Raw genomic sequence first — 12,952 nt, forward strand, 5'->3', positions numbered from 1 at the left:
GGGTGCGGGCCGTGGTCCCTTCCCGCGCAGTCCCCGCGCCCCTGAAGCGAGCTGCGCTCGCCCGGAGAGCGGGGAACAGGGCGACCGGCGCCCCCACCCCCACCCACCCGCCGACGAGTCCGCGTTACGTACGACACCACGGAGGCTGAGAGATGACCGGTAACGACGAACGGCTGCGGCGCTGGCGGCTGGTGCTGGGCGGCGACAGTGCGGACGGCACCGGATGCCAACTCGGCGGGCAGGACGCCGCGATGGACGGCGCCCTGGCCGCGCTGTACGGCTCGGGGCCGGGCCGTGACAAACCCGCGGGCGGCAGCCGCAGCGCCGGGCTCGGGGCGTCCGCCCCGTCCGTCGCCCGCTGGCTCGGCGACATCCGGACGTACTTCCCGTCGTCCGTCGTCCAGATCATGCAGCGCGACGCGATCGACCGGCTCGGCCTGTCCGCGTTGCTGCTCGAACCGGAGATGCTGGAGGCGGTCGACGCGGACGTGCATCTCGTCGGCACCCTGCTCTCCCTCAACAAGGCGATGCCGGAGACGACGAAGGAGACGGCGCGGGCCGTCGTCCGCAAGGTCGTCGAGGACCTGGAGAAGAAGCTCGCCACCCGCACCCGGGCCACCCTGACCGGCGCCCTCGACCGCAGCGCCCGCGTCAGCCGCCCGCGCCACCACGACATCGACTGGAACCGCACGATCGCGGCCAACCTCAAGCACTACCTGCCCGAGTACCGCACGATCGTCCCCGAGCGGCTCATCGGCTACGGCCGGGCCGCGCAGTCGGTGAAGAAGGAGGTCGTCCTCTGCATCGACCAGTCGGGCTCGATGGCGGCGTCCGTCGTCTACGCGTCCGTCTTCGGCGCGGTGCTCGCCTCCATGCGGTCGATCTCGACGCGCCTCGTCGTCTTCGACACGAACGTCGTGGATCTGACCGACCAGCTCGACGACCCGGTCGACGTCCTCTTCGGCACCCAGCTCGGCGGCGGCACCGATATCAACCGGGCGCTCGCGTACTGCCAGTCGCAGATCACCCGCCCCGCCGACACGGTCGTCGTCCTCATCTCCGACCTCTACGAAGGAGGCATCCGCGACGAGATGCTGAAGCGGGTCGCCGCGATGAAGGCGTCCGGAGTCCAGTTCGTGACGCTGCTCGCGCTCTCCGACGAAGGCGCGCCCGCCTACGACCGGGAGCACGCCGCGGCCCTCGCCGCGCTCGGCGCCCCGGCCTTCGCCTGCACCCCCGATCTGTTCCCCGACGTCATGGCCGCGGCCATCGAGAAGAGGCCCCTGCCGATACCGGACGCCACGGCGGAAACCGGCGGAGCGGCGGCGAACCGGATATGAGTACCCATCGGTAACAAGGGCTCCCACGGGGCTTGCGCAGCCTCCCGAGTCCCGTGCGAGGATCGGCGGACCGTGACTTCCCCCGCCGTGCCTCTCGCCCCCACCGCGCGCCTGCTGCGCGCCGTGGGCGGCAGGCGTGCGCTGCAACTGGTGCTGCTGTTCGGCGGGTTGATCGCCCTCGGCCTCCTGTGCGGCGGCCGGGCCCAGGCGGCCGGCACGTCCGGCACGTCCGACAGCGGTGTCCCGGTCGTGCCTTCACTGCGTGCCGCGGCCACCGGACTGCCGGACGCATCCGTCGAGCACGACTTCCGCACCGCGCACCAGAAGCCCGTACAGGCGAAGGCCGTCCACACGAACGCTGCGCACGCGCACGTTGTCCCCACGAAGGCCGCGCATGCGCACGCCGTCCATGGAACGGCCGTGCGCGAAGAGGCTGTGGATGAAGAGACTGTGGGCGCGGCGGACGGGGCGGACGCGCGTGCGGCGGGCGTTCCCGGAAAGGCCGCGCGGCAGGAGCCCGTTGCGCCGAAGGACGGTCTCGCGGGACCCGCGCACAGCCGGTCCGCCGTTTCCTCCTTCGCCGTCCCCGCGGTGCGCGAGGCCGTCGTCGACTCGCTGAACGAGCGCGTCGTGCGGCCGCTCACCGACACGGTCGGCACCACGATGCGCACGACCGTGGTGACGACGGTGACGACCACGGTCGAGATCGCGGTGCACCAAGTCGTCGAACAAGTCGCCGAACAAGTCGCCGAACAAGTCGTCCAACGGGTGGGCGCGTTGGTCGGCGAGGTGCGCGAGGTCGGTGACGAGATCGTCACCGCGGTGGTGCGACCGTTGCCGTCGGAGATGCCCGGTCTCCCGGGCCTCCCGGGTCTTCCCACGCCTTCCGGTCCGCCCGGGGCCGGCGCGGGATCCCAGCCCCCGGCCGCGTCCGCCGGGGTCGGCGCCGTCCCTGCGACGGAGCCCGCGCACGAGACGTCCCGGCACTCGCGGCCGGCCGACCGTGCCGAGGTGACCGCCCCCGCAGCGTGCGGCGGCGTGTCCGGCATGAGCGCGCACCCGCAGGAGGGTGCGCCGCACACCGAGGCGCGGCCCGCCGCACCCTCCGTGCCGGGGCACCCCGACGGTGCCCCCGTGGCGAACGCGTCCATGAGTGACGGCGGTTCGACGCGGCACGGCGATCTGCACGCGGCGGCGTTCGGCAGCCGCGTGCCCGTACTGCTGCAGCCCGGCGCCACGGCGTCGGGGCCGGCGGCGCCGGTGGCCGACCGGCTGCGCGAGATTCCCGAATTCCCCGGCTAGGGCAGCCCGTTCCCCGCTCGTGACCTGCCGCGCGGGGGCGGAACAGGTCTGCCCTACACCCCGGAAACCACCGGCGCATCGCCGGAATTCGAAGGAATCACGTACGCATGAACAAGAACATTCGCCGCTCGATCGTCATAGCCGCCGGTGTCTCCGGTGCGTGGGCACTGGGTTCCGCCGTGGCCAGCGCCGACGAGCTGCCCGCCCACTCGGTCTCCGTACCTGACGTGGCCGCCGACACCGTCGCCGACGTGCAGCAGACGACGGAACACGTGACGACGGAAAACGTGACGGACCAGGTCACGGGCCGCGTGACGGACCAGGTGACGGAGAAGGCCGCCGACACCGTCCGGCACGCCGAGGCCGCCGACACCGCCCACGCCACCGTCACCCAAGCGAAGTCCGCGACCCGGACGGCCAGGACCACCGCCGAAGCCACCGCCGAAGCCGCCGCCACCCAGGCCGCCACCACCAAGGCCACCGCCACCGCCACCCAGGCCGCCAAGCAGGACATCGACTACCTCTTCGGCCCGCTCTCCGACTTCGCTCCCGAGCTCCAGGAGCAGCTGCGCGACCAGGTGACCACCACCGAGCAGTTCGTGCAGGTGTACGCGGAGCACCCCGAGAACGTGGCCGGGGTCGTCCAGAACACCGTGGTCCCCGTCGTCGACGAGACGACCGGTGCCGTGCTGCCGCCCGTCGCCGCCACCGCCGTGCACGGCGTGGTCCCGGTCGTGGGCCGGGCCGTCGGTGACGTGACGGTACTCGCGGACGGCGCGGTCGCGGGCGACGTCGCCCCGTTCGCCACGACGCTCGTCGGCGGCGACGTGGCGCCCTTCGCCACCGGTGTCACCGGGCAGGTCCAGCCGCTGGCCGGCGGGGTCGTCGGCCAGGTCACCCCGTTCGCGCAGGCGCTGGTCGGCGACGACGTGCAGCCGTTCGCGGGCGGCGTCGTCGACGCCGTGCAGCCGCTCGTGCAGACGGTCGTCGACCACGTGCAGCCGGTCGTCGGCGGCGTCGCCACCAGCGCGTACGGCCTCACGCAGGGCGTGACGGGCGACGTGACGCCGTTCGCGTACGGAGTCGTCGGCGAGAACGTCGCCCCGTTCGCCCAGGCCGTCGTCGGTGACGGCGTGGCGCCGCTGGCCGCCGGGGTCACCGGCCAGGTCACCCCGTTCGCGCGGGACCTGACCGGCACCGTCGCCGCCGACGCGCAGCCGCTCGCGGGCAACGCCGTGACCGGCGCGCAGGGCGTCGCGGATGCCGTCACCCCCAGCTACGTGGCCGGTATCTGAGACACCCCATGAGACCGACGCCGGGGAACCCGGACGGCCGAAAGCCATCGGCCTCGTCCGGGCGGTACTCCGGCGCAGGGGTGGGCGGCCCGTGGGGACGGGCGGCCCGCCCCGGGCCCGGACCTGCATCACCACGGCACCACCGGGCCCTTCGGGTGGCCTCACCGTGCGTACCCCCGCACGGTGAGGCCGCGAGGAACCCGACAACACCGAGAAAAACGGCACCCCGGAAAAGCGCTCTGTGACCGGTATCACCGCTCAGGTGTGATCTGCGATTTAGAAGCCGTCGCTGAGCGGCGATAACCTGCGAGACGGACATGCCGCGTACCGGCCACGCATGTGTACGCCTCGTACGCCTCCCTTGTGACAGCGGAGTCACGTTGCCCTTCGCGGCACGCCCACGCAGATAGCAGCTACAGCAATCCGCAGAACCGCGAGATCACTGAGTAGGGACGGACGCGCGTGGACCTGTTCGAGTACCAGGCGAGGGACCTCTTCGCCAAGCACGGTGTACCGGTGCTGGCCGGTGAAGTCATCGACACGCCTGAGGCGGCCCGCGAGGCGACCGAGCGGCTTGGCGGCAAGTCCGTCGTCAAGGCGCAGGTGAAGGTCGGCGGCCGCGGCAAGGCCGGCGGCGTGAAGCTGGCGGCGAACGCCGACGAGGCCGTGGCCCGAGCCACCGACATCCTCGGGATGGACATCAAGGGCCACACGGTCCACAAGGTGATGATCGCCGAGCTGTCTCCGGAGATCGAGGCGGAGTACTACGTCTCGTACCTCCTCGACCGCACCAACCGCACCTTCCTGGCCATGGCCTCGGTGCAGGGCGGCATGGACATCGAGGAGGTCGCGGAGAAGACCCCCGAGGCCCTCGCGAAGGTCCCGGTCAACGCCGTGGACGGCGTGGACATCGCCAAGGCCCGCGAGATCGTGGCCCAGGCGAAGTTCCCGGCCGACGTGGCCGAGGGCGTCGCCGAGGCCCTGGTCACCCTGTGGGACACCTTCGTCGCCGAGGACGCGCTCCTCGTCGAGGTGAACCCGCTGGTCAAGACCAAGGACGGCCGCATCCTGGCGCTCGACGGCAAGGTGTCCCTGGACGCCAACGCCGACTTCCGCCAGCCGGAGCACGAGGCTCTCGAGGACAAGGACGCAGCCAACCCGCTCGAGGCTGCCGCCAAGGCCAAGGGCCTCAACTACGTCAAGCTCGACGGCGAGGTCGGCATCATCGGTAACGGTGCCGGTCTGGTCATGTCGACGCTGGACGTCGTCGCGTACGCCGGTGAGAACCACGGCGGCGTGAAGCCGGCCAACTTCCTCGACATCGGTGGTGGCGCCTCCGCCGCCGTCATGGCGAACGGCCTGGAGATCATCCTCGGCGACCCGGACGTCAAGTCCGTGTTCGTCAACGTCTTCGGCGGCATCACCGCCTGCGACGAGGTCGCCAACGGCATCGTCCAGGCGCTCGCGCTCCTGGAGGAGAAGGGCGAGAAGGTCGAGAAGCCCCTCGTCGTCCGCCTCGACGGCAACAACGCCGAGCTGGGTCGCAAGATCCTCTCCGACGCCAACCACCCGCTGGTGCAGCGTGTGGACACCATGGACGGCGCGGCCGACAAGGCCGCCGAGCTCGCGGCTGCGAAGTAAGGGACGAGGGACTAAACAGCCATGGCTATTTTCCTCAACAAGGACTCCAAGGTCATCGTCCAGGGCATGACCGGTGCCACGGGCATGAAGCACACCAAGCTCATGCTGGCCGACGGCACGAACATCGTCGGCGGTGTGAACCCGCGCAAGGCCGGCACGTCCGTCGACATCGACGGCACGGACATCCCGGTCTTCGGCACCGTCGCCGAGGCGATGGAGAAGACGGGCGCCAACGTGTCCGTGCTCTTCGTCCCGCCGGCCTTCTCCAAGGCCGCCGTGATCGAGGCGATCGACGCCGAGATCCCCCTCGCCGTCGTCATCACCGAGGGCATCGCCGTCCACGACTCCGCCGCCTTCTGGGCGTACGCGCAGTCGAAGGGCAACAAGACCCGCATCATCGGCCCGAACTGCCCCGGTCTCATCACGCCGGGCCAGTCGAACGCCGGCATCATCCCGGGCGACATCACGAAGCCGGGCCGCATCGGCCTGGTCTCGAAGTCCGGCACGCTGACGTACCAGATGATGTACGAGCTCCGTGACATCGGCTTCTCGTCGGCCGTCGGCATCGGTGGCGACCCGGTCATCGGCACCACGCACATCGACGCGCTCGCCGCGTTCGAGGCCGACCCCGAGACCGACCTGATCGTCATGATCGGTGAGATCGGCGGCGACGCCGAGGAGCGTGCGGCCGACTTCATCAAGGCCAACGTCACCAAGCCGGTCGTCGGCTACGTCGCGGGCTTCACCGCCCCCGAGGGCAAGACCATGGGCCACGCCGGCGCCATCGTCTCCGGTTCGTCGGGCACCGCCCAGGCGAAGAAGGAGGCCCTGGAGGCCGCGGGCGTCAAGGTCGGCAAGACCCCGACCGAGACCGCGAAGCTGGCGCGCGAGCTGCTCGGCTAAGCGTCCGCGTACGCACATCAGTGGGCCCGCACCGGCGACGGTGCGGGCCCACTGTGCTGTTCCGGGGGCTGCTGCCCGGCCGGGCTACTCCGCCTCCGGCGCCAGCCGCTCCGGTCCTCCGCCGAGCCGCTCCCGCAGCTCCTTGCGCAGCTGCAGGTCCCGCTCCGACAGATGTCCCGGCCCGGTCAGCGGGGGTACGCCGCTGATGGGCGCGCCGGGCGCGGGCGTCGGCTCGTAGTGCGTGGGCGCCACCCGCAGCGTCATCGCCGTCATACCGACGATCAGGGCGGTGACGGCGATCGCCGTCCGGGTCCAGAAGCGGATGCGCTTCTCGCCGACGTTGCGCACCAGCGTCGAGCCGGGCGCGTCCAGCTTCTCCGACCCCGCGAGCTCGGTGAGCCGCCGGTGCAGCTGCTCGGGCACGGCCAGGTCGGGCAGCTGCTCGGCGACGGCCTGCCGGGCGTGCAGGATCCGGTTCGCGGCGGCCGGGGTGGACGCCTCGGTCTCGGCCGCGGTCTCCGGCAGGTCGAGGCCCACCCCGTCGTAGAGCAGCAGTGTGCGCCGGTAGGCGGGCGGCAGGCTCTGCAGGACGTCCATCAGCTTGCGGTCGTCCGCGTCGGCCGGCGGCGCGTCCGGCTGGCGGTGCGCGGGGCGCAGCCGGTGCCAGGGCGACATCGCGTACTCGTACGCCGCCGCGCGCACCCAGCCCGCCGGGTCCGGGTCGACCGCGACCTCCGGCCAGCGCTGCCAGGCCAGCTGGAAGGCGCGCTCCACGGACTCGCGGGCCAGCGTGCGGCGGCCGGTCAGCAGATAGGTCTGGCGGACGAGGAGCGGGGCGCTGTGCGTGTACAGCGCGTCGAACGCCTCGGCCGGGGTCTGCGGACGGCCCTCCTCGGCTCCCGCTGCTGCCCCCGTATCCGGCTCCCGGTCCTGCGCGTCCCGGTCCGCCGTCCGCTCGGCGACGGCCACCGCGGTGCCCGCGACGGGCCGGCCGCGTAGCTCGGGGCCGCTGCTGCCACCGGCCTGAGCTGCGGCTTTACGGGTCGCCTTCGTCGTCGGGACGCTCTGCGCGGGCTTCGCCGCGGCGGCCTCGGCGGGCTGCGGCTTCGACAGCTCCGCGAGGATTCTGGCGTACGCCTCCCGCTTACGGCCGCGCGGCGTGGTCCGGCCCGTCTCCCAGGAGCGGACCGTTTCGCGTGTCACGCCGACCCGTTCGGCGATCTGAGTCTGTGTCAACGACCTCGCCACGCGAAGCCTGCGGCGCTCGGTGGGCGTCGGCAGTGGTGTCGCAGGGCTCTGCGTCATAGGGAACTCCACACACCCTTTCGCGCGAAAAAGTACATAAACGTATCTTGAGCGACACATCCGGAGTTCGCCTGTTACGCAGGGAAAGCGCGTGTCGTTGGGAGCATGGTCCGGTGACCCAAATGACCGGCCGTGGACTGTCGTTGCCCCTGCTGCTGAACCGGGCGCGGGAACGGGCGCCGGGCCCCGCCGCCGGGGCGCTCGGCGGGGCCGTCGCCGCGGGACTCGGCCTTGGCGTCAGCGCCGTTCTGGTGATGGTGCTGTGGATCAGCTCCCCGTACCCGGACAGCGGACCCGGCGCCGCGCTGCACACCGCGGCGTCGCTGTGGCTGATCGCGCACGGCGCCGAGCTCGTCCGCACGGACACCCTGTCCGGGGTACCGGCCCCGATGGGGCTCACCCCGCTGCTGCTGCTCGTGCTGCCGGTGTGGCTGCTGCACCGGGCCACGCGGGACGCCGCCGAGGACACCGCCGGTGCGGAGGGCCTCGGTGTCTGGGGCGGCGCCGTGCTCGGCTATCTGCTGGTCGGGGCCGCTGCCGCCGGGTACGCGGGGGGCGGCGAGATGCGGCCCTCCTGGGTGAGCTGCGGGGTGCATCTGGCCGTCGTCGCGATGGCGGCCGCGGCGGCCGGGGTGTGGACGGCGTACGGGCGTCCGCGCGGGCCTCTGCCGGGGGCGTTGCGGCGGAGCGCCGACGTGCTGCCTCAGACGTTCGTACGAGAGGTGCTGCCGGTCGCCGCGCGGGCGGCGGCCGCCGGGATCCTGGTGCTGGTCGCGGGCGGCGCGCTGGTGGTGGCGGCCGGGCTCGTGTGGCACGGGGGAGAGGTGCGGGAGTCCTTCTACCGGCTGACCGGGGCGTGGTCGGGCCGGTTCGCGGTGCTGCTGCTGTGTCTGACCCTGGTGCCGAACGCGGTGATCTGGGGCGCCGCGTACGCGCTCGGCCCCGGGGTGGTGCTCGGCGCCGGTCAGACGGTGGGCCCGCTGGGCAGCTCGGGCACGGCGGTGCTGCCGGCGTTCCCGCTGCTCGCGGCGGTGCCCGCGGCCGGTCCCGGGACGCCGTTCACCTGGGCCGCGATGGCGGTCCCCGGCACGGCGGCCGTGGTCGTGGCGTGGTTCGTGACCGGCGCGGGCGAGACGGCCGGGTGGACGCGCGGCCGGGTCGCGTACGGGGTGGTGACGGCGGCCGGGCTGTGCGGGGCCGCGACGGCGTGCCTCGCGGTGGCGTCGGGCGGGGCGCTCGGCGTGGCCGCGCTCCGCGCGTTCGGGCCGGTGGGCTGGCTGACCGGGGCGGCAGCGGTGGGCTGGACCGTGGCGGTGGGGCTGCCGGTGGCGCTCGCGGTGCGCTGGTGGCGGGGGCGGGACGCGGTGATGCGGCCCCGGGTGTCGGCGTGGGCCTCGTCCGTGGTGGTCCGGCGCCGGGAGAGCGCGGCGTCCGCCCCCGCGCCGGAGGCGGACGACGCCGGTTTCGAGCCGTACGACTTCTTCGACCAGACCTCGCGCGGCGAGCGCTGGGCCTTTCTGAGGGAGGCGTCCACGACGGACCACGACCGCGCCCCGCAACCCGTCCAGCCGTGGGAGGAGCCGCCCGCACACGCCGCGACGGACGGCGTTCCCGCCGCCCCGCCGGAGCCGGACGCCGACGGGCCGCGAACCGCCGGACGTCAGCCGTAGGTCCTGTACGGAGTCCTCCCGGCTGCCCGGATCGGCCTGGCACGCACTCCCCCACCCTCGAACCGCGCTTCGCGACGGCTCGGGCGGGAGGCACCCCCTTCGGCGTTGTCGTCGGTCGCCGACGCTCCGCGTCGACTCCCTCCTCCGCCTTGCGATCGCACGCACCAGGCCGATCCGGGCCGCGCTCCGCGCGACGACGGGAGAACTCCGTACAGGACCTAGGACCGGGGCCGCCGGTCACGGCACCCGGGCGTCCGTCACTGCGAGCCGAGCAGCGGCCTGAGCTCCTTCGGCAGGAGGTCGTCGCAGGACTTCTGCGCCGCGTTCGTCAGAGCGTCCGCGCGGCACTCGTAGTAGTCGCTGTAGACCAGCTTCGCGGTGAACATCGACGCCACCATCGCCAGCGCGAGCCCGCCCGTGACCAGACCGCTGACCGCGGCCGTCGTCTGCGGGCGCGTGGTGTCCGGGACCGCGGGCTTCGGGGCGTCCGGGTCCGGGGTGCGGGGCTTGGCGCGCAGGGCGCTGATGCCCCAGTACAGGGCGAGCGCGCCGAGCAGCAGCGCCACGTACGGCCAGCTGAACAGGGCGAAGAAGAAGCCCCACATGCCGGACAGCAGCGCGTAGCGCGCACGGCGCTGGGCCGGGTCCGTCGGGTCCCAGCGCATGCCGCCGGGGCCGGGGCCGGGCCCCTGTCCCTCGGGCCCGCCCTGGCCGCCGCCGGATCCGGGGCGCTCGCCGAAGCCGCCGCCCTGGGAGCGGCCGGGCTGCCGGTCGCTCCACTGGCTGCCCCAGGGCGAGGAGCCCGAGGAGCCGGACGAACCCGAGGAGTCGTCGGAGCCTTCCGGGCGGCGCGGCTGCCAGGGGCGGTCCGGGGCGTCCTCGGGCGGCGGTGCGAACGGGTTGTCGGCCTTGGACTCGTCCGGCTTGTCGGAGGGCGCCTCCTTGGCCGGCGACGGCGGCGTGGGTCGGCCTTCGCGCAGCAGGACGGCGCCGGCGGGCAGCGTGTGGCGAAGGCTTCGGTCCGGCATCAGGTGTGCGTCTTCCCCTAGGTCGTCGGTCTCGTACGTCGCGGTGCGGCTTGGTCTTTTCTTTACGTCACTGCGTCAACGTCCGATGGCCGCTCAGCGTTCCGTCCCGCTGACGCTACCTGGCGGGTGTGCCCCCGTCCCGTGGGGCCCGTCCGGTGTGCCGGTATCGTTGCTGACGGTCGGCCGCTTCGTAGGGTTCCCCGTATCGGGGAGGGCGAAGCCTTTGTACGACCGCACAAAGTCTGTCTCCAGAAAGGGCCCCGCCGTGGCCAAGGCCAAGCGCCTCGTCGTGCTGGTCTCCGGATCAGGTACGAATCTGCAGGCACTGCTCGACGCCGTGGCGGACGGGGGCGTGGCCGCCTACGGCGCCGAGATCGTCGCCGTCGGGGCCGACCGGGACGGCATCGCGGGCCTGGAGCGCGCCGAGCGCGCGGGGCTGCCGACGTTCGTGTGCCGGGTGAAGGACTTCGCCACCCGCGACGAGTGGGACCGCGCCCTCGCCGAGGCGACCGCCGCGTACGAGCCGGACCTGGTGGTCTCCGCGGGGTTCATGAAGATCGTGGGCAAGGAGTTCCTGGCCCACTTCGGCGGGCGGTTCGTGAACACGCACCCGGCCCTGCTGCCCAGTTTTCCCGGTGCGCACGGCGTGCGCGACGCGCTCGCGTACGGCGCCAAGGTCACCGGATGCACCGTCCACTTCGTCGACGACGGCGTCGACACCGGCCCGATCATCGCTCAGGGCGTGGTCGAGATCCGTGATGAGGACGACGAGAGCGCTCTGCACGAGCGCATCAAGGAAGTCGAGCGCACGCTGCTCGTCGATGTCGTGGGGCGTCTGGCCCGTAACGGCTTCAGCATTGAGGGACGAAAGGTAGTTATCCCGTGACCGCCGAGAGCAACAAGCGGCCCATTCGCCGGGCGCTGGTCAGCGTCTACGACAAGACCGGTCTGGAGGAGCTGGCGCGCGGCCTGCACGAGGCGGGCGTCGAGCTCGTGTCGACGGGCTCCACCGCCGGGAAGATCGCCTCCGCCGGGGTGCCGGTCACCAAGGTCGAGGAGCTCACCGGGTTCCCCGAGTGCCTCGACGGCCGGGTCAAGACGCTGCACCCGAAGGTGCACGCGGGCATCCTCGCCGACCTGCGTCTGGAGGATCACCAGAAGCAGCTCGCCGACCTCGGTGTGAAGCCCTTCGACCTGGTGATCGTGAACCTCTACCCGTTCAAGGAGACGGTCGCCTCCGGCGCGACCGCGGACGAGTGCGTCGAGCAGATCGACATCGGCGGTCCGTCCATGGTCCGCGCCGCCGCCAAGAACCACCCGTCGGTCGCGGTGGTCGTGAACCCGGCCGCGTACGGCGACGTGCTCAAGGCCGTCGCGGACGGCGGGTTCGACCTGACCGCCCGCAAGCGCCTGGCCGCCGAGGCGTTCCAGCACACCGCCTCGTACGACGTGGCCGTGGCCTCCTGGTTCGCCGCCGACTACGCGGCCGCCGACGACAGCGGTCACCCCGACTTCCTCGGCGCCACCTACGAGCGCAAGAACGTGCTGCGCTACGGCGAGAACCCGCACCAGGGCGCGGCCCTCTACGTCGACGGCACGGGCGGCCTCGCCGAGGCCGAGCAGCTGCACGGCAAGGAGATGTCGTACAACAACTTCACGGACACGGACGCCGCGCGCCGTGCCGCGTACGACCACGAGGACCCCTGCGTCGCGATCATCAAGCACGCCAACCCGTGCGGCATCGCCGTCGCGTCGAACGTCGCCGAGGCGCACCGCAAGGCCCACGCCTGCGACCCGGTGTCGGCGTACGGCGGCGTCATCGCCGTGAACCGCCCGGTCACCAAGGAGATGGCGGAGCAGGTCGCCGACATCTTCACCGAGGTCATCGTCGCGCCCGACTACGAGGACGGCGCCCTCGAAGCCCTCACCAAGAAGAAGAACATCCGCGTGCTGCGGGCGCCCAACGGCCCGTCGGCGCTCGTCGAGACCAAGCAGATCGACGGCGGCGCGCTGCTGCAGGTCACCGACCGCCTCCAGGCCGACGGCGACAACCCGGCCACCTGGACCCTCGCGACCGGTGACGCCCTGTCCCAGGGCGAGCTGGACGAGCTGGCGTTCGCCTGGAAGGCGTGCCGCGCGGTCAAGAGCAATGCCATTCTGCTCGCCAAGGACGGCGCCTCGGTCGGCGTCGGCATGGGCCAGGTCAACCGCGTCGACTCCTGCAAGCTCGCCGTCGAGCGCGCGGGCGAGGAGCGGGCGCGCGGCTCGTACGCCGCGTCGGACGCCTTCTTCCCGTTCCCGGACGGCCCGCAGATCCTGATCGACGCCGGCGTGAAGGCGATCGTGCAGCCCGGCGGTTCGATCCGTGACGAGCAGGTCGTCGAGGCCGCCAAGAAGGCGGGCGTGACGATGTACTTCACGGGGACGCGGCACTTCTTCCACTGAGCCGCGGCACTCCACGCGGAAGG

At 72.6% G+C, this 12,952-nt stretch carries 10 protein-coding genes; 8 read left to right on the top strand and 2 right to left on the bottom strand.

All coding sequences use genetic code 11. The annotated features are described in order from the left end of the window. Positions 1-152: 152 nt before the first annotated feature. From J3486_RS28295 to sucD, 5 genes are all read left to right on the top strand, one after another. Entirely contained in the window at positions 153-1,340 is a 1,188-nt protein-coding gene (locus J3486_RS28295; protein WP_207825184.1) for a VWA domain-containing protein, read from the top strand. Positions 1,341-1,412: 72 nt separating this feature from the next. Next, a complete protein-coding gene (locus J3486_RS28300; RefSeq protein ID WP_207825185.1) occupies positions 1,413-2,642 on the top strand; it encodes a hypothetical protein in 1,230 nt (409 codons plus the stop codon). Between the two features lie 107 nt (positions 2,643-2,749). Then, a complete protein-coding gene (locus tag J3486_RS28305) occupies positions 2,750-3,937 on the top strand; it encodes a hypothetical protein (protein WP_207825187.1) in 1,188 nt (395 codons plus the stop codon). Positions 3,938-4,399: 462 nt separating this feature from the next. After that, positions 4,400-5,578 (top strand): ADP-forming succinate--CoA ligase subunit beta, encoded by a 1,179-nt coding sequence (gene sucC, locus J3486_RS28310; RefSeq protein WP_207825189.1) that lies wholly within the window; start codon positions 4,400-4,402, stop codon positions 5,576-5,578. Positions 5,579-5,599: 21 nt separating this feature from the next. Further along, positions 5,600-6,481 (top strand): succinate--CoA ligase subunit alpha, encoded by an 882-nt coding sequence (gene sucD / locus J3486_RS28315; protein ID WP_207825191.1) that lies wholly within the window; start codon positions 5,600-5,602, stop codon positions 6,479-6,481. Between the two features lie 84 nt (positions 6,482-6,565). On the opposite strand, the gene J3486_RS28320 is transcribed toward sucD, so the two are convergent. Beyond that, positions 6,566-7,786, bottom strand: a complete 1,221-nt coding sequence (locus J3486_RS28320) for a helix-turn-helix domain-containing protein (RefSeq protein ID WP_207825193.1) — start codon at positions 7,784-7,786, stop codon at positions 6,566-6,568. A 122-nt stretch (positions 7,787-7,908) separates the two neighbouring features. Between J3486_RS28320 and J3486_RS28325 the strand changes: the two genes are divergently transcribed. After that, entirely contained in the window at positions 7,909-9,456 is a 1,548-nt protein-coding gene (locus J3486_RS28325; protein ID WP_229378692.1) for a DUF6350 family protein, read from the top strand. 257 nt (positions 9,457-9,713) lie between these two features. Here J3486_RS28325 and J3486_RS28330 read toward each other — a convergent pair whose 3' ends face one another. Next, the gene (locus tag J3486_RS28330) at positions 9,714-10,484 is read right to left on the bottom strand and encodes a hypothetical protein (RefSeq protein ID WP_207825195.1); all 771 of its coding nucleotides are present in this window, start codon (positions 10,482-10,484) and stop codon (positions 9,714-9,716) included. A gap of 265 nt (positions 10,485-10,749) precedes the next feature. Between J3486_RS28330 and purN the strand changes: the two genes are divergently transcribed. Beyond that, positions 10,750-11,370: a phosphoribosylglycinamide formyltransferase gene (purN, locus tag J3486_RS28335; RefSeq protein ID WP_207825198.1), complete on the top strand. Its 621-nt coding sequence runs from the start codon at positions 10,750-10,752 to the stop codon at positions 11,368-11,370. Continuing rightward, entirely contained in the window at positions 11,367-12,929 is a 1,563-nt protein-coding gene (gene purH / locus J3486_RS28340; RefSeq protein WP_207825207.1) for a bifunctional phosphoribosylaminoimidazolecarboxamide formyltransferase/IMP cyclohydrolase, read from the top strand. The genes purN and purH overlap by 4 nt, the downstream gene beginning before the upstream one ends. Positions 12,930-12,952: the final 23 nt, after the last annotated feature.

This window comes from Streptomyces sp. VRA16 Mangrove soil, assembly GCF_017377775.1.
GTDB lineage: Bacteria > Actinomycetota > Actinomycetes > Streptomycetales > Streptomycetaceae > Streptomyces.

What these genes read in the sequence shown, in the direction of transcription:
- J3486_RS28295 (WP_207825184.1), top strand. Translation starts at nt 153, where the DNA reads ATGACCGGTAACGACGAACGGCTGCGGCGCTGGCGGCTGGTGCTGGGC.
- J3486_RS28305 (WP_207825187.1), top strand. Translation starts at nt 2,750, where the DNA reads ATGAACAAGAACATTCGCCGCTCGATCGTCATAGCCGCCGGTGTCTCC.
- sucD (WP_207825191.1), top strand. Translation starts at nt 5,600, where the DNA reads ATGGCTATTTTCCTCAACAAGGACTCCAAGGTCATCGTCCAGGGCATG.
- J3486_RS28320 (WP_207825193.1), bottom strand. Translation starts at nt 7,786, where the DNA reads ATGACGCAGAGCCCTGCGACACCACTGCCGACGCCCACCGAGCGCCGC.
- J3486_RS28325 (WP_229378692.1), top strand. Translation starts at nt 7,909, where the DNA reads ATGACCGGCCGTGGACTGTCGTTGCCCCTGCTGCTGAACCGGGCGCGG.
- J3486_RS28330 (WP_207825195.1), bottom strand. Translation starts at nt 10,484, where the DNA reads ATGCCGGACCGAAGCCTTCGCCACACGCTGCCCGCCGGCGCCGTCCTG.